The organism is Janthinobacterium saanense (assembly GCF_014200675.1).
Taxonomy (GTDB): domain Bacteria; phylum Pseudomonadota; class Gammaproteobacteria; order Burkholderiales; family Burkholderiaceae_D; genus Janthinobacterium.
On sequence record NZ_JACHCI010000015.1, the window covers coordinates 62459 to 86412 of the forward strand.

Consider the following 23954-nt stretch of genomic DNA (forward strand, 5'->3'; position numbering starts at 1 on the left):
GCTAGTATTTTTACCTGCCGAGTCCGCTTGTTTTATTTGTTGTGGAACCTCGGCGTTCTGCCGGCAGGGGCGTCTTTGCCCGTCAATTCTTGCCATGGCGCTCGCTGCTTTTTGATGATGCAGGCATGCGTTGCGCTCCCATGAGTATCGTGTAGCGGCATGTTTTAACCGGGCAATCCTGGAGGGACAGGCTTGTTATGAACGAGAGGAGCTGAGAATGAGCAGTGAATTCAAGAGGCGTGGTGCCTTGAAGGAAGCCGAAAGCTATCCAGTCTGGTTGCAGCAGGTATTGACCGAGACAGCGTCTGCACGGGCGCTGGTGGCTGGACATCAAGTCTTTACCGGCATGCGCGACGCCAAACTGGGCGCGCGCGAGTTCGCGGCATTCTTTGTCAACGGCTGGCCAGTGGTCGAGCAATTCCCGCAGTATATGGCGATGAATTTGCTCAAGGCACGTTTTGGCCGTTCGGAAGGGGAAGATATGGCGCGCCGCTATCTGACGCGCAATATCCGTGTCGAGCAGAATCATGCCGATTACTGGGTCGACTGGGCCGGCATGCACGATGTCTCGAAAAGCAAGTTGCTGCGCGCCGAAGGCCCGCCTGCCGCTTTTGCACTGAGCCACTGGTGCTGGAGCAGCAGCAGTTCCCACGCGCTGGCGTCCGCCATGGCCGCCACCAATTACGCCATCGAAGGCGTGACGGGCGACTGGGCGACCCTGGTGTGCAGCAAGCCGGACTACGAGCAAAGCTTTCCTGAAGGATCACGGAAGAAAGCCATGCGCTGGCTGCAACTGCACGCCCATTACGACGATGCCCATCCCTGGGAAGCGCTGGACATCGTCGCCACTTTGCTGGGGCACGAGCCCAGCAAGGAGGAGATCGAGGGCGTGCGCAACAGCATCCTGACCAGCTTCTCTTATTTCAAGGCTAGTCTGGACTGCTGCCTCTAATTGGCTAGCACGCCGGCCCGGCTGATTGCGGGCTGGCGTTTTGCCGGATTCAGCGCCAATTTGGCAGGATTCGATCCATTTGTGCGCTTCAAGCCAGACAGTGAAACGACTACACTGGATACATTGTTCTCACATTGAATCCCCAACATGAAGCGCTTACCGCAACTCTCACTGAAAATATTACCCGTATCTTTCTTTGCACTCACCCTGGGCCTGGCCGAAACGGGCAATGCCTGGCGCTTTGCCCGCGAACTCTGGTCCCTGCCGCCGTTGATGGGCGAGCTGTTCGAGCTGCTGGCCATCGCTTCATTCCTTCTTTTTATCGTCATGTATGCACGCAAATGGCTGGTGCAGCGGGCAGCGGCAGTGGCTGAAGTGCGCGACCCGGTACAGTCGGCCTTTTTGGCCCTGATCCCTGAATCCATCATCCTGATCGCGCTGGCGCTGCTGCCGTACGCGCCGGCCGCCGCGAAACTATGCTTCTGGCTTGGCTCCGCCGCCAATCTGCTGTACGGCGCCTGGCGGCTGGCCGCGCACTGGAGCGGCCAGCGCGATGCCGCGCAGATCGTCCCGCCTTTGTTTCTGCCGTACACGGCCAGCGTGCTGGTCAATGCGCTGGCGGCTGGCGTGTTTGGCTACACGGATTACGGCTGGATGTTGTTTGGCGTGGGTGCGATTTCCTGGCTCATCATGGATTCAAGCATCACGCACCAGTTGATGACGGGTGGCCTGGCAGAAAAAACGCGCAACTTCATGGGCATCTACAGCGCGCCACCGGTGGTCGCGCTGGTGGCGTACCAGGTACTGGCCGGTAGCGAAGCCAACCCTGCGATCACCTATGCACTGGCTGGCTACGCCTTGTTCATCTTCGCCGGTCTGCTGTTCGCCTCGCGCTGGCTGGCCCGGCAAGACTTTGCGCCCGGCTACTGGGCCTACACGTTCGGCCTCGCGACCCTGGGCCAGGGCTTGATGCTGATGGTGAAACGCCATCCGAATGGCCTGCTGGAAGCCGTGGCTGCCATCGTCTTTGTCGCTACCTTGCTGCTGGTGCTATATGTTGCGCTTGGCTCGATACGCTTGCTGGCCAGGGGCGCATACTTTCCGCTGGCGCCAGTGCCAGCTCCCGCATGAAAACCGTCGCGCTGCTCATCTTTCCCGGCGTACAGTCGCTCGATGTATCGGGGCCGATGGATGTGTTTGCCGAAGCCAATGATTACGTGGGCGAGGGCGAGGGCTATCGCCTGTTCACGGTCGGCACACAGCCATCGCCGGTCCGCGCCTCGAATGGCCAGCAGCTGGGTTTTGACTTCAGCCTGGACCAGGCGGGTAGTGATTACGATATCGTGCTGGTGGCGGGCGGCCCGCAACTGGTGCAGGAACAGGAAAACCCGGCCCTGTCCGCCTGGCTGCGGCAAGTGGCGAGCAGCGTGCCCCGTTACGGCTCCATCTGCACCGGCGCTTTTTTGCTGGGCCGGGCCGGGTTGCTCGACGGCAAGCGCGCCACCACGCACTGGAGCGATGCGGCACGGCTGAGTGAACAATTTCCGCTGGCGCAGGTCGAACACGACCGCATCCATGTGCGCGATGGGGGATTGCTGACCTCGGCGGGCGTGACGGCCGGCATCGACCTGGCGCTGGCGCTGGTGGCGGAAGACCATGGTTCATCGGTTGCCCTGTCGGTGGCCAAGCGTTTGCTGGTGGTGGTCCAGCGGCAGGGCGGGCAATCGCAATTCAGTCCCTATCTTGATGCCCAGGCGCAACCCGATGCGCTGGCCACCGTGATCCAGCGCCATGTGATGGCGCATCTGGCCGAGCCGTTGTCGGTCGAGCGTCTGGCCGATATCGCCGGCATGAGCGCCCGCAATTTCGCCCGCGTGTTCGTCAAGGACATGCAGCTCACGCCAGCCGAATTCGTGCTGCGCGCCCGCATCGACGCCGCGCGCAACTTGCTCGAAGGCAGCGAGTTGCCGCTGAAAACCATCGCCTACCGCTGCGGTTTCGGCAGCGCCGCCCGCATGCGCCTGGTGTTTTCCCAACGATTTGGCGTGACGCCGTATCAGTATCGCGATAGTTTCAGGGTGAGTGTGATGCCGGAATCTAAGCCTTCTGAACTCTAAAACCCGGCGTCCGTCTTTGCGTTGCGTACGCGGATCGCCTCTTCGGTGCGGGGAATCAGCATCTCCAGTCCCACACGCACGGCATCGGTCTGCACTTCGTCGATGTAGGGGCGGAAATTTTCCTCATACCGGTGGAAGGCGAGTGCGTAATCGCCTGCCGCAGAACGCATGGCGTCCGCCAGGGCGGCGGCGCCATCGATGGCAAGCGAGCCTCCTTTGCCGGAAGCGGGCGAGGCGCAATAGGCCGCGTCGCCCACCAGCACCACCCGGCCGCTGGACCATGACGGCATGCGGATCTGGCACAGCTTGTCGAAGTAAAAGTTGCTCGCGCCATCCATTTCACGCAGCATTTCTGCCGTTCTCCAGCCGGCGCCTTCGAACTCGCCGGCAATAATGCCGCGCTGCTGCGCTTCATCGCGGTAATCGTAGGCAATCTCATGGTCGGACACGAAGCCGAAGATGATGTCGGTTTTGTTCTTGTAGGCATTGAGCATCACCATCTTGCCTGGCAGGTTAAACATTTGCGCCGTGTCACGCTCGATGAGCAGCTTGTCCACGATGGATATCGAAAAATATTGCTGAAGGAACTGCATGTGCTGGGCCTCTGCACCAAAGCAGAGCTTGCGTACGCGCGAATGCATGCCATCGCAGCCGAGCACCAGGTCGTATGCCGCCCGGCGTCCCTGTTTGAAGCTGACATCGACCAGCTCCGACTCGTGCAGCGCCACAATCCTGTCGTCGAACAGGATCTCGCAATCATCGCGCACTGCGTCGAGCAAAATGTGCATCAGCACATCGCGTTCGATCTCGTAGTCATCTTCCGGCGCCGGCTCTCCGTCTACCCGCAGCACCATGCTGCGTTCGGTCTGGTCATCCGCGTTCTTGAAATCGAACTGGCGCAACTGCAGGCGATTTGCCCGTATCTGCTCGAAGATGCCCATGCGCCTGACGATCTCTATCGTGTTCCCGCCGATATTGACCGCCGTGCCACCGGTGCGCAGCCTGGGTGCGGTCTCCACAATGGTGACCTCGTAGCCAAGCTGGCGCATCCAGTACGCGCACGAGAGTCCGGCGAAGCTGGCGCCCGAGATCAGGACTTTTTTGCCATTGAAAGTGCCCATGCGCTACTCCTTTGATTGTCGGCGCCCGTGGTGTAGCGCATGCCTAGAATTTTGTACTCGATATAAAAATAATGCAAGAAATTTTATACCCGGTATAATTTTATGACATGATGTTTGTTGCAATCACACCAGGAAAAAGTAGCCATGGCACAACTGAGAGAGAACAAAAAGAAGGAAACCCGGCAGCGGATCTCCGATGTGGCGACCGCGCTTTTCTTTGAACGGGGATACGATGCCGTGACAGTCGACGAGATCGCCGTCGCCGCGCAGGTATCGAAGATGACGATCTTCAATTACTTCGCGCGCAAGGAAGAACTGATACTTGACCGCGAGGACGACCTCAAGTTGCTACCGTTTCGGCGGGCTTTACGCAGCAGGCCAGCCGGACAAGCGCCGCTGGCCGCGCTGCGTGCGCTGGTGCAGGAAATGCATCAGCAGAAGCATGCCATGTGCCACGTCAGCAGCCAGGCGGTCGACTGGTGGGTGCTTGTCGAGGCCAGCCCGGCTCTCAAAGCCCGACTGCGCGAACTCGCGGACGAGGCGGCCGAGGAACTCGCCATCGAGCTGGGCGGCGCAAATCCTGACGCATCCACGCGCTTGATGGCCGGCATGATCGTGCTGACCGTACGCCTCGCACGTGAAGAAGCGATACGGCTGGTCAAGCGCAAGGACTCGGCAAACAAAGCGAGCGCAGCCTTCCTTGCGCTGATGGAGGAGGGCTTTTCAGCGGCTGAACGGCTGCAGCAGCGCTGATGACTGCACCCTGAAAGGAAATAGTTTTCCAGCGTCCATGTTCAATGACTCGCTGATTGTGACGGACTAAAAAGTTACTTGCAAACTGAAAGTAATAGGATTAAAGTGGATTTCATCGTGAAAACAGCTATGGGGCAGCGGCCAGCTGTTGTTTTTTTTGCATTCTATTTTTACTTTCCACACATTCAGAGGACTCAGCATGGATATCAAGAATTCGGTCGCCTTCGTCAGCGGCGCCAATCGCGGCCTGGGCCTGGAACTGGTCAAGCAATTGCAGGCGCGCGGCGCAGCCAAGATCTACGCCGGCGTGCGCGATGTGAATAGCCTCAATCTGCCCGGCGTCATTCCAGTCCAGTTCGACGTCACCAAGCCGGGCGACATCACGGCTGCTGCCGCCCAGTGCGCTGATACGACATTGCTGATCAACAACGCCGGCATCGCCAAGCTGGTCGGCTTTCTCGATGAGGACAGCATCGAAGTGACACGTGAAATATTCGAAGCGAACGTCTATGGCCCGCTGCGTGCAGCCAAAGCCTTCGCACCGGCGCTGGGCAAGAATGGTGGCGGCGCGATTGTCAACATATTATCGATTGCCAGCTGGACCAACTCCGGCCAGATGGGCCCGTATGCGATGTCGAAGGCTGCAGCCTGGAGCCTGACCAACGGCCTGCGCAACGATTTGATTCCGCAAGGCACACAGTTGGTCGGCGTACACGTGGGCTTTATGGATACCGACCTGACCAAAGGATTTGACGTTGTCAAGGTCAGCGCCGGCGATGTCGCTGGGCAAATTCTGGACGGCGTGCAAGCTGGCGCCAAGGAAGTGCTGGCAGACGACATCACCCGGAAGGTCAAGCGGGGCCTGTCGGACCAGCCGGGGATTTATCTGGCGCCGTTGCAGCGCTGAGCAACGAAATAGAGATTGGTGAGCCACAGCACAAGCTCTGGTCCAATTACGATACGGCACTTCGCACGTTTGCAAGTTTTTAGTGCGATTCCGTATCACTATCGCGATAGCTTTTGAGTGAGTCAGGACATCAGTTTACATTGCTTGTGAGAATGACATTTGTTAGACTTCAGCCGAAAATTTCATACTTGACAATTACTTGGCTGACGACAATGAAGATGATAACTAGCTCGGCAATCGCTGCCGTTTTACTTTCCCTGAGTGCTTGCTCTCCCTCTGCTTCCAATGCGGAATTGGATGAGGCGAAAAAGAAAATTGCATCGCTAGAAGCTGAACTGGCGCTTGAAAAGGCGAAAAATCCATCTTCATCCGTAACTGCCTCTGCGTCCTCTGCCGCCGTGGCAAGTAGTACGGCCGTTGCCGAGGCAGCGCCGACAGGTAAGCAATGGCATTACGATGCCAGCGAAGACAAGATGGATGGCGCCACCACTTATTACGCCCATGTCTACAGTACGAACTCGGTTAATTTTTCCTTTCCGTATAGCGGCGAGCAGAATGCCACCTTGACGCTGCGCTCAGGAAAGCGGCAAGGGAGAGATGTGATGTTTTCGATACGAAAAGGGCAAATACTCTGTCATTCTTATCAGGATTGCACGGTATTGGTGAGATTTGATGATGAAAAGGCTGTCAATTATCCTGCAGTCGGAGCTGCCGATAATAGCTCGGAAACCATCTTCTTGCGCAATTACGATAAGTTTGTAGCGAAACTGAAAAAGGCGAAAAGGGTGCGTATATCCATCGACATTTACCATCAGGGCGCCCCCGTGTTTGAGTTTGATGTGAGCGGATTTGATGGTGAAAAATACCAGCCAAAAAATAGTTGAGGCTGGTATTCGAGATGAATTTAACGCTACTTGCTTTTGCTTAGATGGTGATAGTCATCGTATCAGCAGTATTTTACAGACTAGATATCGAATTTAAATGATTCGAAGTGTCGAGGTGTGGGAGTATTCTCAAAATTAATCTGAAAAATCAGATATATTCAATCAAAATAAGTGCCTGAACTCCGCGAACATCTAATATTGAAGAAATATTTCCCCAAGAGAATTCACTATATAAATCTGCATTTGAACGTTTCTTATATCGTCCCATGACCATTTCTTTTAAATAAGCATCGTGAAAGTTCTTTCGCTCCCGCTCATTTCCCATAGTCCAGATATTTTCAGATGCATCTTTTTCGTCAAGAAATTGTAGCCATATTTGCAATAACTTAACACCAGAAAATACTACGCCAACTCCCCAGGCCTGCTTGCCAGAAAAATGTATTCCCAAAGAAACAGTTGTATTACTTAAGCCAAAATCATGGGGTTTTATTTTTATCGTAGACGCTAATGACAAGATTGATGTGAATGAGTGAAGTTTCAAATTGTTGAAACTCACTGTTCCTGTTTTGATATCTATCATGGCACTTTTTTGATTTTTTTTGACAATCAACCACAAGCCCTTGTGCAACTGCGATACGGCGTTTCGCACGCTTGCAGGCGTTCGGCGCGGCGGGCGCGGAAGGCTTCGGCTTCGCTGAGGCGCTGTTGTTGCGCCGGCGGATTCATATCCTGTGCTGTTTTTGCGTAGGGATTGCGGTCTTGCTTCATTGATAGCAAGGGGCTGCTATCGTTTTCAGTGTCGCTCTGCGCTTCAGAGCGGCAATCCTTGCGGGCCGAAACGCAGACAGCTTTGCATATGGATGGTTCTGCCAGCGGCTTTGGGGTCGCTGGCGTGTCTGCGGCGTAGGAAGTTGAGGTCAGGCAGAGCAGTAGTGCAAGGGTGCCGGCAAGTCGCATAAATCATTTCTCCAGATTCCCGCAGGCGGCCACATGGCAGCGCGTCAGGCCCGTGCGACTATAAATCTTGGCAACTCTTTCTGGCAAGTTTATTTGGCGCTCATGATGGCGGGCCGCCCCATTGCAAGGCCGCCCGCCTGATTGATTCCACGCTGATTACTGCGCCGCCAGCCCCAGTTTCAAGCCTACCGGTTTGCCTGGCGTGGCGTCGGTTTTTTCCGGCGCACCGGCGCTGACCCTGGCCGCTGGCGTGCCATCTTGCTGCAGGGCGGCGAGGATGGCGGCGCTGCGCGCGTTGCCCAGCTTGGTCAGCGCGTCGGCGGGCAATGCCTGCTTTTGCTCCAGCTGCGCGCGCAAGCCATGGTAGAAGGCACCCGTGTCGGCCACTTGCGGTTCGCCTTCGATCAGTTTGCCCAGGCGTTGCCAGACGGGGATTTTTTCCGCTGCTGCCGAAGCTGAAGCTGAAGCAGATGCGCTGGCTGCTGCTGGCGCCGCCGTCGGTATTGCCACCTCGGCTGCTTTTTTCTGCTTGTCCAGTTCCGCCTTGCCGAAGCGTTCTGCATATAGATCGCGCAGGGCGCCCCGTATCTTGCGTTCGCCCAGGTTCAGCGGACCCGGCGCTTCGCCCGCTTCGAGCTTGATGCCAGCCTTGTTCGTCACGGCCAGGCGTACGGCTTGTTCGCGCAGGGCGGCCGCATCGCTGTCGCTGTACTGGGCCGGCACGGCCAGTTTCAGCTGTTCGCGTTTGGCCAGGATTTGCGCCACCTGCTTGAGTTTTTCGCGCTCGGGCGGCAGCAGCACGGCGCTGCCCGCGTCGAAGTCCACGGCTTCAAGCTTGTCGCTATTGATCCCGAGCAAGCTGCCCAGTGCGCGGAAGGGCGCCGTGACGATTTTCGTCAGCACATTGCCGATGGCTTTCCAGATCAGCGCGCCGTAGCTGAATTGCGGGTCGCTCATGTCGCCCGACACCGGCAAGCCCAGGTCGATGCGGCCGTCCGAATCTTTCAGGATGGCCAGCGCCAATGTCAGTGGCAGCTTCAGCGCGTCGGGGCTGTCGATGCGTTCGCCCAGGGTCAGCTTGTCGAGCACGATCTGGTTGGTGCCGTCGAGCTGGCGGTTGCGCACCTTGTATTGCAAGTCCAGCGACATCTTGCCTTCGGCCACCTTGTAGCCGGCAAACTTCATGGTGTAGGGCGAGGCCGAGACCATGTCCACGTTCTTGAAGATGACGCTCAAGTCCGTGTTGTCGGTGGGCGCAAACGGGTTGAGCTGGCCGCGCACCCGGGCCAGGCCGAATTCATCGATGCGGCCGTCGAGTTCGATCTGGCTGCGCGCATCGCGCTTGGTCGACAAGCCCGTGACGATGCCGTTGAGCTCATAAATCTTGGCGCCGAACTGGGGACGCAAGCTCAGGTCGGCAAAGTCCAGCTTGGCGTTTTGCAGGCGCACCCGGCGCACGCGCACGGGGAAGCTGGCGTCTGCCGTTGGCGTGGCTGCCGTTGGCGCGGCTGCGGCTGACGGTGCAGGCTCGGGCTGCTTGACCAGCAGGCGCTGGGCGTTCAGGCTGCGGTCGTTTTCAATGATCAGCTGGGCGTTCGGTTCGACGATGCGCAATTCCGGGATATCGAGGAAATTGGGGCCCACGCTGGCCGTCAGCTTGTCGGTCCGCACGCTTTTCCAGGAAGCGAAACGCTTGCCATCGACTTCATTCAAGACCAGGCCGGCGATATCCACGCCACCGACATAACGCACGGTGGGCGCCTTCTTTGCGCCGCCACCGGTCGTCAGCCGGCCGCTGCCCGATAGGGTGCCGCCAGCCAGCTTCAGTTTCAGATATTGGGCCAGCAAGGGTTGCACGGGCCGCAGCGTCAGCTGTTTCAGGTTCAGCTGCGCATCGAGCGCGGCCGTGCCGGGCACGAACTTGCCGTGCGCCGTCAATAAACCGCCTTCGCGCAAGCCCACCCCCAGTTCAAAGGGCAGGGCTTGTTTCAAGTCGTTGCTGGCGTCCGTCAGGCTCAGGTGCGCATCTTGCAATTGCCCCTTGAGGCCGGTGCCGGGATCGTTGTACAGGGCGCCGAACTTGCTCAGCTCTATCTTGCCGACCGTGGTGGCCCAAGCGGCCGATGGTGTAGCTTCCGCCGCTGCAGTCTTGCTTGACGCAAACACGGGCAGGTTTTGCGCGATGGCAAACTGCCCCTTGTGGTTGCGCGTCAGGTCGATTTGCGCGCCGCTAGCCGTCACAGAACCCAGGTGCACGGTGTGCGCGGCCAGGTCGATCTTGCCATCTTCAAAGCCCAGCTGGGCCAGCTTGAATGGCGTTTGCGTTCCGCGCTGCATGGCCAGGTCGGCCAGGCCGAAGCGGGCGCCGTCGATCACGATCTGCGTGCCTGCCGGCGCTTGCTGTAGTTGCAGTTGCAGCTGCAATTGCAGCTGTTTGGCGCTCAAGGCCAATGCCGGCTTGACGGTGTCGTCGATGGCATTGACGTCCACATTGCTCAGCGCCAGCTGTTTCAGATCGACTTTCCACCTGCCGGAACTGGGTTGGGCGGGTTTTGTGGTCTCGGCAACCGGCTTGGCAGTGCCTGCCACCATCAGATTCGCCAGGTCGATCTCGCCTTTGGCGTCGCGGTGTATGGCCACCTTGCCACCGTCGAAGCCGATCTTGTCCACGCTCACGCTCTGGCGCGCCAGGTCGGCGTTGACACCGGTAACGGCCAGGGTTTGCAAGGTGGTAAATGGCTCGCCCTTGCCGTCGCGCACCAGGGCCAGGTCGCGCAAGGCCAGTCCGGCGCCCTTGATGCCCGCTTCCAGCTTGCCGTCCGCGTAGGAAAAGGCGTAGGGCAAGCGGGCCGACAGGGTGCCGCTTGTGACCTCGGCGCGCGTGTAGGCTTTCAGGTAGGCGGCCAGGCCGGGCAGCGAAGCGTCCGTCAGGACCAGTTCGCCTTCGCCACGGATCGGCGTCACGGACGCCGTGCCGCGCCAGTGCAGCTTGCCGCCGCGCGCCGCATCGGCGCTGAAGGTGTAGCTGCCGTTGGCGTCGGGCAGGGTGGAGATATTGTCCAGCGCGAAGTTGATCGGCGTGAAGTTGTCGGCATAACCGGCCTTCTGGTCTTGCCAGGCGACCTTGCCCTGTTCCAGCGCGAAATGGGCGATGACCAGGCGCGGCATGCTGCCGTCCGACGGTTCATGCGGGCGGCGGTTCCAGGTGTCGAGCAATTCGGCCAGGTTGAACTTGCCGTCCGGCGTGATGGTGAAATGCGCTTGCGGCGCCGTGATGCGGATTTCCGCCAGGCTCCAGGCGCGGCGCACGATGGATTTCCATTCCAGCTGCACGATCAGCGCCTGGATGTCGAGCAGCGGCGCGCCCTGGGCGCCGGCTGCTTCCTTCAAGGCGATGTCATGCGCTTCCAGGCGCAAGGTAAAGGGATTGAAGCGCACCTCGCCTATGCTGGCCTGGCGGGCCAGTGTTTGCGCTGCAAATTTGGGGTATTGGCTCTTGATAAGATGCGGCACCAGCCAGAAGCCTGCCGCGCTATAGGCGCCCAGCACGCAGGCAGTGCCCACGCTCCAGCGTTGCCAGCGTTTCCAGCGAAACTTTGTCGGCTGCACGCTTTTGTTTTCTGTTTTTTTCACGATCAACCTTCAGTATCCAGCATTCAGTAATAGACGTCGTACGCGTCTTAACTGGCAGTATGCCTTTTTGTCGCTGAGCCTGCAAAATTGAAGCGTGCTCCCGTGCCAAGGTCCATGCTGAAAAAACATGGTGGAAGCGTGAATTTTCCTGATTCAAAACTCACCAAAATTCACTTTTTCTTGCGAATGATTCTCGTTACGGATATGATGCGGGCTATCTTCAGCCTCGCTGCTATTCTTTTTGTAGAAAGTCTTGCCTCCATGCGTGCCGTTTCCCCCGCCATCCAGTTGCTTCCCCTCGTCGCCGCCTTGTCGCTGGCCTTTGCCTCCACCTCTGCCTTTGCCGCCGATAGCGGGAATGGCCAGGACGACCTGACGGCCGGCGATGAAAAAGTCATGCAGGCGGTGCAGGTGACGGGCGCCCGCGCGCAAGGCCTGGTGCCGACCACCACCGAGGCGGGCAGCTTCCGTGGCTCCAGCATCATGGACGTGCCATCGACTGTCAACGTGATCACGCGCGAACTGCTGGAACTGCAGGGCGTGAGCGGCTTGTACGATGCGGTGCGCAATACGGCCGGCGTCACGCGCCAGCAGAACGGCGGCGAAACCTGGGATCAGCTGGTGATACGCGGCATCGCCGTGGAAAACCGCACGAACTATCGTTTGAACGGTTCCCTGCCCATCATGAACTTCTCGCAAGTACCCATGGAAGACAAGGAGCGCGTGGAAGTGCTGAAAGGCGCCTCGGCCCTGTATTACGGCTTCAGCTCGCCGGCGGGCGTGGTCAATTTTGTGACCAAGCGCGCCGGCAGCAAACCTGTCACCAGCGTGGGCCTGACGGTGGGCGACCGTGGCAGCGTAGTGGCCAATATCGACGTGGGCCGCCGTTTTGGTCAAGAGCAGCAATTCGGCGTGCGCATCAATGCGGCGGGCGGCACCCTGGGCTCGTATATGGATAATGTGGGCAATGGCAACCGCAGCTTTTTGTCGGCCGCGCTGGACTGGCGCGTGACCAACCGCCTGCTGTTGAAGGCCGACCTGGAATACGACCGCCGCAAGGTGACCGAGCAGGCTGGCATCAACTTGCCGACCGCCGTCAATGGCGTGATCACCTTGCCGCATGCGGTTGACCCCAGCCGTTTGATCGGCCCGGACTGGTCCAACTTTGAAGCGCAAACCAAGAATGCGCAGCTGCGCGCCGATTACGCCCTGAGCGACAACTGGGCCTTGACGGTCGAAGGCGGCCATTCGGAAACGGCGCGCGACCGCCGCCTGTCGATTTTCCGGCTGACCAATCCCGCCGCCGTGAACACGGGCGCCGGCAGCATCACGGGCAATATCCAGAATGCCGTGATGGCGTCCGATTTGCTGCGCGCCGAACTGGCCGGCAATTTCAGCACGGGTTTCATTCGCCATGAACTGACCCTGGGCGCTTCGCGCACGGATAAATCGCAAACCCCGATCTACCAGCAAAACTATACGATCGCCTCGCAAAACCTGTACAACCCGGCACCGATCACCAAGGTGGTATTCGGCGCCGTGCCGGCCAACCCGACCACGGCCGCGCTGGACACGCGCGACACGGGCCTGTATGCGCTCGACCGCCTGGTATTGTCGCCACAATGGGAAAGCGTGATCGGTGTGCGCCATTCCAGCTACCAGAGCGACCAGGGCACGAATCATTATGACGTCAGCAAGACCACGCCCATGGTCTCGCTGGTCTACAAGCTGACGCCGGCCATGTCCTTCTACGCATCGACGTCGCGCGGCCTGGAAGAGGGCTCAACGGCGCCGACCGGCACCGCCAACCAGAACGTCAAGCTGGCGCCGGGCGTCAGCAAGCAAAAAGAACTGGGTGCGCGCTGGATGGCGCCGACCGGCACCCTGGTGTCGGCTGCCTTGTTCGATATCAGCCGCCCCGGTTACTACACCAACACCAGCAATATCTACACCTCGGACGGCGAGCAGCATTACCGTGGCCTGGAATTGTCGACCCAGGGCAAGCTGACGCGCCAGCTGTCGTGGCAGACTTCGGCCCAGTTCCTGGACCCGAGCTTTGAACATATCAACGCCCTGTACAACGGCAAGGCGCCGGAAAACGCCTCGAAACGCACGGGCAGCGCCTTTTTGTCCTACGCCTTCGACGCCGTGCCCGGCTTGTCGGTCAATGGCGGCGCCTATTATTACAGCGCCCGTCCCGTCAACGATTTGAACCAGGCCTTTTTGGGCGGCGTGACCCTGTTCAGCGCCGGTGCGCGCTACGCCAGCCGCCTGGCCAATAAAGACGTGACCTGGCAGCTGAACGTGGAAAATCTGGCCGACAAGTTTTACTGGGCTGGCGCCGGCACCCGTCTGGCGTCGGGCGCGCCGCGTTCCATCAAGCTCAGCGTGAAGGTTGATCTGTAATGCGCGCGCTGCTGACCGTTGTCGTTGCGTCCCCGCTGATGCTGGCTGACATGGCGATGGCCGCGCCGGCGCTCGATGCAGCCTTGCCCGCCTACGTGCCGCAGCCGGTGACGGCGCCGGCCACGGCGGGCTATGTCGATCGCAAGACGGGCGTGGCCATGCTGGGCGGCGCCGAACACGTGGCGTTCATCGTCAGCCGCTTCAATGCGCTGTTCATGGCCACGCATCCGGGTGTGAAACTGGGTTTTGATGGCAAGGGCACCAGCAGCGCCGTGCCTTTGCTGATGTATGACAAGATACTGTTTGGCGCCATGGGCCGCGCCATCAATCCCATCGAGAGCGTGCCTTACCGTAAAATTGTCGGCGGCGATGCGCTGGCCATCCGCATTGCGCACACGGCAGCCACGCCCGAGCAGCACCTGGCCACTTCGCTGGCCGTGTATGTCAATGTGGCCAACCCATTGACGCAGCTGACGGCGGCGCAAGTGTCGCAGATACTCTCGACCGGTAACGCCGGTGGCGATTTCAAGCGCTGGGGGCAGCTGGGCTTGAAAGAGGAGTGGCGCGACCGCGTGATCCACCCTTACGGCACGGCCGCCTACACGGGTTTTGGCGATTATCTGCAGCGCGAGCTGTTCCAGGGCCGCGCCCTGGCCGTCAATCATGAAGAATTGGGCAATACGGAAGCCATCACGGGCCGCATCGCGCAAGACCCGGCCGGCGTTGGCGTGGCTGCGCTGGGCGTGCGCAATCCGCAATTGCGCCAGCTGGCCATCGTGAGCAAGGATGGATCGGTGACCACGGGCGCCGATGAAGAAGTGGTGTCCGGCCGTTATCCCTTTGGCCGCTATGTGTATTTATATGTGCGCCGCGTGCCTGGCCAGCCGCTCGACCCGCTGGCCAAGGAATACCTGCGCCTGGTGCTGTCGCGCGAAGGGCAGGCGATTATCGCCGCGCAGCCGAATGGCTATCTGCCGCTGACGGCTGCGCAGGCGCAGGCTGAGATGGAGAAGTTGAAATGACGCTGATACGCTTGAGTACTCTCCTGGCGGGGCTGATGATTGCCGCCAGCACCTCCGCCGCACCCTTGCAGGCCGACCCCGCGCAACCGTATGTGAACCGCGACGGCACGGTGGCCATCGTCGGCAATGATGGACTGGAAGAAGTGATACGGCAATTGAACGCCTTGTTTACGCGCCAGTATCCCGCCGTGCGTTTCAGCTTGCGCATGGAAGGCTCGTCGGCCGGCATGCCTGCGCTGACCGCTGGCGCCACCGCGTTTGCGCCGCTCACGCGCGATATGTGGCCCGGCGACCAGGCGGCCTTCCGCCAGGTGTATGGCTACGACGCCACGCCGATCCGTATCGGCTACAACGGCCACGGCCCGCGTCCTCCGGCGAAAACGCCGCCGGCCGTGTATGTGCACCGCGATAATCCGCTGGCCGGCTTGACGATGGCGCAGGTGGGCCAGGTGTTGACTTCCGGCGCCGCTGCCGGCGACATTCAGCTATGGTCGCAACTGGGCTTGAAGGATGGCTGGGGAGCGCGCCGCATCCACGTGTATGGCTTGCGCGACGATGGCGGTTTCGCCACCGGCCTGCGCCAGGCGCGTTTCAAGAAGCGCCCGTTTGCGGCCAGCTATGAAGCGCTGGCCACGCGCGAAGCCGTGATCCAGGCAGTGGCGGCCGACCGCTACGGCATCGCCGTGCTGGGCTGGGTGAACGCCAGCGCGACGTCCGAGCAGGTGCGCGTGCTGCCGCTGGCGGCCAAGGCCGGTGCGCCATACTATGGCCCCGACAAGGCCTATGTGCGCGCCGGACTGTATCCGCTGTCGATGCCGGTGCAGTTCTACGTCAACCGCGCGCCAGGCAAGCCGCTCGACCCTTTGGTCAAAGCCTATCTGCAACTGGCCCTGTCGCCGCAAGGCCAGGCCATCATCAATGCGCAGCAGGATAGCGAAGAAGGGTATCTGCCGCTTAGCGAGCATGATTTGCAGCTTGAGCAGCAAAAGCTGAATGGCTTGTAATTCAATAACTGGAGTCAGACCCCGCGATAGACGCAGCCCGATAAGTCGGACACTAGGCGCGCGGGGTCTGACCCCGGCTTATGTATTTGGCTTGGCAACGTTATAATGCCGCCATGTTCGTCCGTAAAAGCAAAGCCGTCATCGTCTTGTGGATCGCCTGTCTCGCTATCCTGATGGCGGCGCTCGCGCCAACCATCTCGCGTGCGCTGACGGTGGCCCGTGGCGATGCCGTGCCCAGCATGGAGATTTGCTCGGTGGCCGGCGGCTTGACGATGGTGCCGCTGAAGTTCAGTGCGCAAGCGCCTGATGGGCCGCAAAAGTCGCCGATGAGCATGGGCGACTGCCCATGCTGCAGCATGCATGTCGCCACTCTGGCCATCACGCCGACCACCCTGGTGCTGGCCTCGGGCGAGCTGATCACGGGCTTGCTGCCCGTGCTGTTTTACCAATCGATTACACCGCTGTTTGCCTGGACGCCGGTCCAGCCGCGCGGCCCGCCTGCCGCTTTCTGAATTCCCTTCGCTTGAACTGCTGCCCTGCGCACGCCTTGTGCGCTGGTAGCCGTTCGTCTCGCCTATACGAATCTGAAAGCAGCAATATGAAATCTCTCCCCATTTTGATGGCATGCGCCATCGCCATGCCCGCCGTGGCGCAAACGAATACCAACGCTTTCTCTGTCCCGCCCGAGATGAAGGTCATCGTCACGGCGATTAGCGACAGCTACCGTCCCGCCGCCGATACGGCGCAGATGTTGTCGCGCACGCCGGGCTACAGCGTGGCGGCCGGTGGCGGCGTGTCCGGCTTGCCGATGGTCAATGGCTTTGCCGATGACCGCCTCAAAATACGCATCGACGGCATGGAAATCACCTCGGCTTGCGCCAACCATATGAATGCGCCCTTGTCTTATATCGACCCGCAGCAGGTGCAGCGCATCAGCCTGCTCGCCGGCGTGACGCCCGTCAGCGCCGGCGGCGACAATATCGGCGGCACCATCGAAGTACAGTCCGCCGCGCCCGTGTTTGCGCAAGCAGGCGGGCCATTGCGCACCGAAGGCAGCCTTGCCGTGGCTGGCCGCAGCGTCAACAACAGCGTATCGACCAGCGCTACCGCATCGGCCGCCACCGACAAGTTCAGCATAGGCTACAGCGGCGCCTACACGCGCGGCCAGAGTTACGACGATGGCCATGGCAACAAGGTGCTGGGCAGCATGGTCGAAAGCATCAACCAGGCCATCGTGCTGGCGGCCCGTGGGGAAGGGCAGCAAGTGACCTTGCGCGCTGGCGTGCAGCATATTCCTTACCAGGGTTTTCCGAATCAATATATGGACATGACGGATAACCACGGCCAGTTCGCCAACCTCGCTTACAAGGGGCAGTTTGGCTGGGGTGTGCTTGACGCGCGCGCCTACTGGCAGCAGACCGACCATGAAATGGGCTTTTTCAGCAGCGAGCGGCCCGGCACCATGCCGATGCTCACGCATGGCCGCAATACCGGCTATGCGCTGCAAGCCAGTTTTCCCACCAGCACGGGCGAATTGCGCCTGGGCCAGGAATACCACGGTTTTCGCCTCGACGACTATTGGCCGGCCGTGCCCGGCTCGATGATGATGGGGCCGCAGACCTACATCAATATCAACAACGGCAAGCGCGACCGCACCGTGCTGTTCGGCGAACTGGAAACGCGCCACGATGCGCGCTGGACCAGCATCGTCGGCTTGCGCGGCGAATCCGTGCGCATGGATACCGGCCAGGTGCAATCGTATGGCGACAATATGATGAATATGGCGGACACGGCAGCGGCCAAGGCCTTCAATGCGCGCGACCACAATCGCCGCGACACGAATATCGACGCCACGGCGCAGGCGCGCTTCGAGGCGGACGCGAACAGCAGCTATGAATTCGCGCTGGCCCGCAAGACGCGCTCGCCGAATTTGTACGAACGCTACTCCTGGGGCCGGGGCACGATGGCGATGACCATGACCAACTGGTTTGGCGATGGCAATGGCTATGTGGGTAATCTGGGCTTGAAGCCGGAAACGGCGTACACGGCGGCTTTCACGGCCGACTGGCATGGCGGCGGTGACGCTGGGTGGTTTGTGCGGGTCAACCCGTATTACAGCAAGGTCAACAATTACATCGATGTCGATGTGCTGGGGAGTTTTAATCCGTATATGCAAATGGGCGCCAAAGGCAATCTCTTGCAGTTCGCCAATCATGACGCCCATCTTTACGGCGCCAACCTGTCCTGGCAATTGCCCCTGGCCAACAGCACGCGCTGGGGCCGCTTCACGGCTACCGGCAACGCCGCCTACACGCGCGGCAAGCGCAGCGAGGGCGGCGATCTGTACCGCATGATGCCGCTCAACGCCTTGTTTGCCGTCGAGCAAGCGGTAGGCGCCTGGCGCAACCGCATCGTAGCCAAGGTGGTGAGCCGCAAGGATGACGTCGATGCGCGCCGGCTGGAACCTCTCACGGGCGGCTACGCACTGGTCAACCTGCGCAGCAGCGTGGCCGTCAACAAGATGGCGAGCCTGAACTTTGGCGTCAGCAACCTGTTCAACCGCGCTTATGCCGATCCGCTGGGCGGCGTTTACCTGTCTGGCCTGCAAGCCAATGGCGGTGCGCTGCAAGCCTTGCCGGCCGAGGGGCGCTCGATTGAAGTGGGCTTGCAACTGAAGTTTTAGCGGGTAGTTGAACCCTCTTCATCTGTCGCCTGAGCAAGCATCCTTTGCCAGGCGGCGCCTGATGTTGTCTAATCATGGCTGCTTTTGACGAGATAACGAGGTATCCATGCTATCCCCCCACTTTATAAGCGTCTTGCGCGCCGACTTCCCCCTGATCAACGCCTTGACAGCCTTGCAGCCCTTGGGCTGGTTCAATCCCGCCATCGCACCGTCTGCCGAAGCGCTAGGCGATGTGGGATTGACGCAGGATGACGTGGACGACGCCAGCGCCCGCCTGGCCCGCTTTGCGCCTTATCTGGCCAAAGTGTTTCCTGAAACACAGGCCAGCGCTGGCATCATCGAGTCGCCCATCGTGCCGCTGCCCGCCATGCAGGCAGCGCTGAAAGTGGCGTCTGGCAAAATCTGGCTCAAGCAGGATAGCCATCTGCCGATTTCCGGCTCGATCAAGGCGCGTGGCGGCATCTATGAAGTGCTGAAGCATGCGGAAACCTTGGCTTTGGATGCGGGCTTGCTTAAAAAAGGCGATGACTACAGCCTGCTGGCCAGCGATGCCTTGAAGGCTTTCTTTGGCCAGCATGCCATCGCCGTGGGCTCGACCGGCAACCTGGGCTTGTCTATTGGCATCATGAGCGCCCAACTGGGTTTTCGGGCCAGCGTGCATATGTCGTCCGATGCGCGGCAGTGGAAGAAAGACAAGTTGCGCGCCCATGGCGTGACGGTGGTGGAATACGCGCTGGACTATAGCGTGGCGGTGGAAGCAGGGCGCAAGCAGGCGCAGGGCGACCCCAGCTGCCACTTTGTCGATGATGAAAACTCGCACGATCTGTTCCTCGGTTACGCGGTGGCGGGCGAGCGTTTGAAACGCCAGTTCGACGCAGCCGGCGTGATCGTCGACGCCGATCATCCACTATTCGTCTACCTGCCCTGCGGCGTGGGCGGCGGCCCTGGCGGCGTAGCCTTCGGCTTGAAGCTGGCCTTTGGCGATGCCGTGCACTGCGTATTTGTCGAACCGACCCACTCGCCCTGCATGTTGCTGGGCGTACATACTGGCTTGCATGAAGGCATCAGCGTGCAGGATATCGGCATCGACAATGTAACGGCCGCCGATGGCCTGGCCGTGGGCCGGCCTTCCGGTTTCGTGGGCCGCGCCATGCAGCGTTTGATCGATGGCTATGTCACGGTCAGCGATGAAACACTGTACCGCTTGCTGGCTATGCTGGAACAAACCGAAGGCTGGCGTCTGGAACCATCCGCCGTGGCCGGTTTTGCAGGCATTGCTCACGTGCTGGAGGCGCACGATTATCAGCAGCGCGTCGGTTTGACGCCGCAGCGTTTGCAGCAAGCCACGCACCTGGTCTGGGGCACGGGCGGCAGCATGGTGCCCGCCGCCGAGATGGATGCTTATGTAGCGCGTGGCAAGGCGCTGCTGGAGCAGGGCTGATGGTCGCCGGCGCCCCGCTGACGGCCAGCCAGTTCGCCAACCTGCATACCTTTTTGGTTGCGGCGCGCCACGCCAGCTTCGCCCTGGCTGCGCAGGAATTGTCCCTGACGCCCAGCGCCGTCAGCCACCGCATCGCCCGCCTGGAAGACAGCCTGGGTTTGCTACTCTTCGAGCGCCTGACGCGCCAGGTCAGGCTGACCGCCGATGGTCAGCGCATCTACGCCGCCCTTCAACAAGGCTGGGACAGCCTGCATGCGGCGATCCACGGTGGCGATGCTCTGGCCGGCAATATCACCATTCATGCGCGCCCCTCGATTGCGCAGTGCTGGCTGGTGCCGCGCCTGGCCAGCTTTACCGCCCTGTACCCGGACATCAGCCTCGACCTGAGGGTGGGCAATGAACAAGTCGATTTCCGCGCTGGCCAGGTCGACCTGGCGATCCATTATGGCGACGGAACCTTTCCTGGACTTGCCGCACAGCACCTGATGGATGAATGGCTCGCGCCCGTCTGTAGTCCAGCCTATGCGCGCGAGCATGGCTTGCAGGGCACGCCGGCAAACCTGAAAAACGCGACCATACTGCACGACACCCTCGCTTGGCCCGCCTGCGCGCCGGATGCTGAATGGCAATCATGGGCAGCCGCGCTAAGCCCGGCAGTAACATTACCCACCCGCAGCCTGCGCTTCGACCGCGCCGACCTGTGCGCGTTAGCGGCTATCCACCACGCGGGCATCGCCATGGGCCGCCGCCAGCTGGTGCAGCCGTGGCTGGACAGTGGGCAACTGGTGCTGCCCTTCGGCGGTTTCAGTTTGGCCAGTTCGCAAGCGTATTACCTGGTGCATGCGGCGAGGACTCCCTTGCCGGCGCGGGTGCAGGCGCTGGTGAAATGGTTGATGGGGCAAACGCAGGAAAGCTAGCTCTTCTGGCGTGTCGCCCACAGACACAGCAAGGAACCCGCCGTCACCATGGCGACCCCATACAGCAGGGAGCGCCCCGGTGTAATGCCCAGCCATAAACTGGTCAGCGTGGCCGACAGCACCGGCGTGAAATAGGACGTGGTAGCCAGCACCGTCAGGCTGCCGTGCTGGATGCCGAAATTCCAGCATGAATACGCGGTTGCCGTCAGCGCGCCCAGCAGCAGCACCTGCGCCAGCCCGGCATAGCTCATGTGCAGGGCCGGTGCATCGCTGACAGCATATTTGATCCACAACACCACGGCAGTCGCCAGCAGGAAAAGCGGCACGCCATTTGCGCCCTGGCCGTAACGGCGCGTCATCACCGAATAGCTAGCCCAGAGAAACGCCGCGCCGAAGGCCAGGCCATAAGCGACCGGGTTGCCGAGCACATTGCTCCACATAAGCGGGGCCGACAACACGCCATCCCCCTTCATCACCCAGACGATGCCGCTAAAACACAGGGCGATGGCGGGCAGCAGCAGCCATGACCCGCGCTGGCTGCGCGTCAAGATGGCCAGCAAAACCGTCAGGCTGGGCCACAGATAATTGATCATGCCCAGTTCCAGCGCCTGATGGCGGTCATGGGCCAGGCCCACCGACAAGGCCAGCGCAATCTCGTAAGCAACAAACAGCGCGCCGCAACCTAGCAGATACATGGGCCGCATCCTGCGCACATTCGGCAAGCCCAGCACCGCCGACGCTATCAGTCCGCTCGCGCTAAAAATCAAGGCCGCACCGCCCACCGGGCCAAAGATTTCAGAAATGCTGCGAAACAGACCGAGGGAAGCGCTCCACATCAGGATGGCGGTCATGCCGATCAGGGTGGATTTGCGTTCGGGGTGGAGGGAGTTCAAGAACATCCTGCTTTTATATTGAGGGATAGGTGTCGCGTCATTATATCGCCCGCGATGCCGCTACTTGTGCAGTGAGGGAAGTATTCGCGTATGAATAACGATCTGAATTTGGCGATCAACACCTTGCATTCAGGAGCGTACAAGGCTGTCGTGGTACCCCATCACGGAGATCAGGCAAGCGCTATAGATATTTTCCCGGCGGCGACTGGTGCGGTGGCATTTTTTTCTGCTGGTACTCACCAGCGCTATAAACACCCGAGAAAGGTATCCAAAACGGCTCATCATAGCATGGGTTATCGGCGTGTAGTTAGGAACAGGTTGCGGCATATACTGGAGGTCGAGCTACTGTAGGTGTACGCTAAGAAATAGTTTATTTTTGAATTGCAGAGCTGACCCTGTTTTCTCTTTATCCGCTTTAGAACGTCTATCAAAACTTACTGCGTGTCGTGATTTTCGGCCCGCGATGCTCACTGTACATTTATATAGCTCTACTTCTCGACTACAATTCACTTTCAGTCATGGATTTTTAAATTTCCATATATGTGAAATTGTTTTTTGACACGCCGAAAAGTATGAATTTTGAAAATAAAGAGAAGATAATTAAAACTATTTTTTCGGGTAAACTAGCTTAATTGAATTTCGTTGAGATTGTTTCTCTTAAGTTGGGATTGGTTTATTTAATATCCGTATGATATTGTATTAATGCTGATAATTCCCACATCGGATTTTACTATTTCAACATCAAATTTTGCCTTCCAGTCAATGTGATTTCTCTCTTCTTGAGTGCTGCAGTCAAATAACATGTAGTTTACTCCGTCTGAATTTTGTACTGATTTAAAAGCGATACCGTCAAACTTCTCATTGCAGTCAAAACGTATATATTCCGCAAGGGCTTGCGTCATCAAATAGTCAGTGTCGTGTAATTTTGCTGGTCGACCTATTTCAATATGTAAATGCGATAATAATAGACGTAGAATATAACGTTTTTCGTATGATGAATCGAAAAAACTTAATGGACTGTGCTTTAATCTTCCGGAAAGAGCAGTTAGGTCAAATATTTTTAATTCCTTCGTAGACCTAAATTTTCCAATCACGACTTCATCACCAATTGAGGGCCGAACCTCAGCAATGCATGTTTTAGCGTCGGCTGAAAGATATAAGTGTGGTATTCCGGCTGCGCTCATTCTATTGTTGGCAGCAATCTCTCTAGGTGGTGCACCCAAATTACTCTCTTGATTTTCACAAAATGACATTCGCTCTTTATAGTTTTTTGCGATTCGTGAACGGAAAAAATCGAAACCAGATGGCACCGTTTTTATCACAGGTCGCAGTTTCGGGACATCTAAATCTTCAGCCGCTAGAGCTTCGTAGATAATATTATCAAAAAGATTGAAAGCTTTTTTATTGAAGAATCTACGGTCATGGTTAAGCTGATTAGCGACATTATTCCACTCTCTCAAAACATAGCATTGCTCGTGTTCTTCATCTTCAAAAAGAGAACTTTTTCGTTGATATTCCTGGCCAATGGAGTAAAAGTGATTTTGATCTTCCTGATCCTCATTGTCAGATGTGATTTCTAACAATTTAATAATCGATGTTAAGGCAGTATGATTTTTACAAAAGAGAGCCTTGTATAAGACGTCTTTCAAAGTAAGTTCGTATCCTTGATAAATTCCTACATCGATCTCGAAATACTTTTCGAGATTTGCTCTGCAATACTTCGCAATATTAGAGGTGGAAAATGCTTGATCCACACTTTTTTTACATCCAATACACAAGCGAGAGGAATATAATGATTCTATTTTATTTGCATTCAAAAATGGCTCGGCTATACATTCGCCACAGATAAACTCTTCTTTTTCTTCCAATTCTAAAAGTGTGTTTTGTAAAAGATTGCTTTTTAACATTGTTTTTTCTGAAGTAGTTTTTTGAAGGGTAACGCATAAATTTGTAATGAGTCAAGGGCATTTTCTGTGTGAAATTTTCAATGGATAGTATTTTTTAAGAAATTAAAGAATAGTGAAAAATAAGACGAATGCTGTTGAGTATTCTGCTTGTTGCGTTATTGTTAATAGCAAGGGAAAATACTGCCAGTCTGTGCTAAATTACTCAGATAGATAATGCTGATTGTCTTTAAAAGCGGATATGAAGAGGGGATTGTTTGGGAGGCGCTTAAAAGAGTTTGAGAATGTGTATCCTGCTGACTGATGTGGCCCCGAATTTGCTACACTGCGCCCCTCACTAAAAATCGCGCCCCAAGGACT

At 58.3% G+C, this 23954-nt stretch carries 18 protein-coding genes; 13 read left to right on the forward strand and 5 right to left on the reverse strand.

Going from position 1 to position 23954, the window contains the following annotated elements; genetic code table 11:
• The first annotated feature begins 217 nt into the window (after window positions 1-217).
• The 3 genes from HDE72_RS19145 to HDE72_RS19155 all read left to right on the forward strand — a co-directional run bounded on the left by HDE72_RS19145 (window position 218) and on the right by HDE72_RS19155 (window position 3069).
• Window positions 218-952 (forward strand): iron-containing redox enzyme family protein, encoded by a 735-nt coding sequence (locus HDE72_RS19145; RefSeq protein WP_183743894.1) that lies wholly within the window; start codon window positions 218-220, stop codon window positions 950-952.
• 147 nt (window positions 953-1099) lie between these two features.
• Entirely contained in the window at window positions 1100-2083 is a 984-nt protein-coding gene (locus HDE72_RS19150; RefSeq protein ID WP_183743895.1) for an SLAC1 family transporter, read from the forward strand.
• Window positions 2080-3069: a GlxA family transcriptional regulator gene (locus tag HDE72_RS19155; protein WP_183743897.1), complete on the forward strand. Its 990-nt coding sequence runs from the start codon at window positions 2080-2082 to the stop codon at window positions 3067-3069. The genes HDE72_RS19150 and HDE72_RS19155 overlap by 4 nt, the downstream gene beginning before the upstream one ends.
• On the opposite strand, the gene HDE72_RS19160 is transcribed toward HDE72_RS19155, so the two are convergent.
• Window positions 3066-4190, reverse strand: coding sequence for an FAD-dependent monooxygenase (locus tag HDE72_RS19160; protein WP_183743899.1), 1125 nt, complete (start codon window positions 4188-4190; stop codon window positions 3066-3068). The two genes, HDE72_RS19155 and HDE72_RS19160, sit on opposite strands and share 4 nt — an antisense overlap.
• Window positions 4191-4334: 144 nt before the next feature.
• Here HDE72_RS19160 and HDE72_RS19165 point away from each other — a divergent pair, with 144 nt between their 5' ends.
• The 3 genes from HDE72_RS19165 (at window position 4335) to HDE72_RS19175 (ending at window position 6734) form a co-directional block, all read left to right on the forward strand.
• Window positions 4335-4943, forward strand: a complete 609-nt coding sequence (locus HDE72_RS19165; protein ID WP_183743900.1) for a TetR/AcrR family transcriptional regulator — start codon at window positions 4335-4337, stop codon at window positions 4941-4943.
• 199 nt (window positions 4944-5142) lie between these two features.
• The gene (locus tag HDE72_RS19170; RefSeq protein WP_183743902.1) at window positions 5143-5850 is read left to right on the forward strand and encodes an SDR family oxidoreductase; all 708 of its coding nucleotides are present in this window, start codon (window positions 5143-5145) and stop codon (window positions 5848-5850) included.
• A gap of 212 nt (window positions 5851-6062) precedes the next feature.
• Complete coding sequence (locus HDE72_RS19175) at window positions 6063-6734, forward strand: hypothetical protein (protein ID WP_183743904.1); 672 nt, start codon at window positions 6063-6065, stop codon at window positions 6732-6734.
• A gap of 148 nt (window positions 6735-6882) precedes the next feature.
• Here HDE72_RS19175 and HDE72_RS19180 read toward each other — a convergent pair whose 3' ends face one another.
• Together HDE72_RS19180 and HDE72_RS19185 are read right to left on the reverse strand one after the other, a co-directional pair.
• The gene (locus HDE72_RS19180; protein ID WP_183743906.1) at window positions 6883-7314 is read right to left on the reverse strand and encodes a hypothetical protein; all 432 of its coding nucleotides are present in this window, start codon (window positions 7312-7314) and stop codon (window positions 6883-6885) included.
• Window positions 7315-7847: 533 nt separating this feature from the next.
• Window positions 7848-11324 carry a DUF748 domain-containing protein gene (locus tag HDE72_RS19185; RefSeq protein WP_311735255.1) on the reverse strand — a complete coding sequence of 1159 codons (3477 nt, stop codon included), beginning with the start codon at window positions 11322-11324 and terminating at the stop codon, window positions 7848-7850.
• Between the two features lie 261 nt (window positions 11325-11585).
• Between HDE72_RS19185 and HDE72_RS19190 the strand changes: the two genes are divergently transcribed.
• The 7 genes from HDE72_RS19190 to dsdC all read left to right on the forward strand — a co-directional run bounded on the left by HDE72_RS19190 (window position 11586) and on the right by dsdC (window position 20797).
• Complete coding sequence (locus HDE72_RS19190) at window positions 11586-13730, forward strand: TonB-dependent siderophore receptor (RefSeq protein ID WP_183743908.1); 2145 nt, start codon at window positions 11586-11588, stop codon at window positions 13728-13730.
• Window positions 13730-14752: a PstS family phosphate ABC transporter substrate-binding protein gene (locus HDE72_RS19195; protein ID WP_183743910.1), complete on the forward strand. Its 1023-nt coding sequence runs from the start codon at window positions 13730-13732 to the stop codon at window positions 14750-14752. The genes HDE72_RS19190 and HDE72_RS19195 overlap by 1 nt, the downstream gene beginning before the upstream one ends.
• Window positions 14749-15756 (forward strand): PstS family phosphate ABC transporter substrate-binding protein, encoded by a 1008-nt coding sequence (locus tag HDE72_RS19200; protein WP_183743912.1) that lies wholly within the window; start codon window positions 14749-14751, stop codon window positions 15754-15756. Before HDE72_RS19195 ends, HDE72_RS19200 begins: the two co-directional genes overlap by 4 nt.
• Before the next feature lie 113 nt (window positions 15757-15869).
• Entirely contained in the window at window positions 15870-16268 is a 399-nt protein-coding gene (locus HDE72_RS19205) for a DUF2946 domain-containing protein (RefSeq protein ID WP_183743914.1), read from the forward strand.
• A gap of 86 nt (window positions 16269-16354) precedes the next feature.
• Entirely contained in the window at window positions 16355-18439 is a 2085-nt protein-coding gene (locus HDE72_RS19210; RefSeq protein WP_183743916.1) for a TonB-dependent receptor, read from the forward strand.
• 106 nt (window positions 18440-18545) lie between these two features.
• Window positions 18546-19880: a D-serine ammonia-lyase gene (locus tag HDE72_RS19215; RefSeq protein WP_183743918.1), complete on the forward strand. Its 1335-nt coding sequence runs from the start codon at window positions 18546-18548 to the stop codon at window positions 19878-19880.
• Window positions 19880-20797 carry a DNA-binding transcriptional regulator DsdC gene (gene dsdC, locus HDE72_RS19220; RefSeq protein ID WP_183743920.1) on the forward strand — a complete coding sequence of 306 codons (918 nt, stop codon included), beginning with the start codon at window positions 19880-19882 and terminating at the stop codon, window positions 20795-20797. Before HDE72_RS19215 ends, dsdC begins: the two co-directional genes overlap by 1 nt.
• Here the strand turns inward: dsdC and yddG are convergent.
• Window positions 20794-21690 carry an aromatic amino acid DMT transporter YddG gene (gene yddG, locus HDE72_RS19225; protein ID WP_260176804.1) on the reverse strand — a complete coding sequence of 299 codons (897 nt, stop codon included), beginning with the start codon at window positions 21688-21690 and terminating at the stop codon, window positions 20794-20796. The two genes, dsdC and yddG, sit on opposite strands and share 4 nt — an antisense overlap.
• A gap of 677 nt (window positions 21691-22367) precedes the next feature.
• On the reverse strand, window positions 22368-23597 hold the full coding sequence (locus HDE72_RS19230) for an RES family NAD+ phosphorylase (protein ID WP_183743924.1): 1230 nt from the start codon (window positions 23595-23597) through the stop codon (window positions 22368-22370).
• Window positions 23598-23954: the final 357 nt, after the last annotated feature.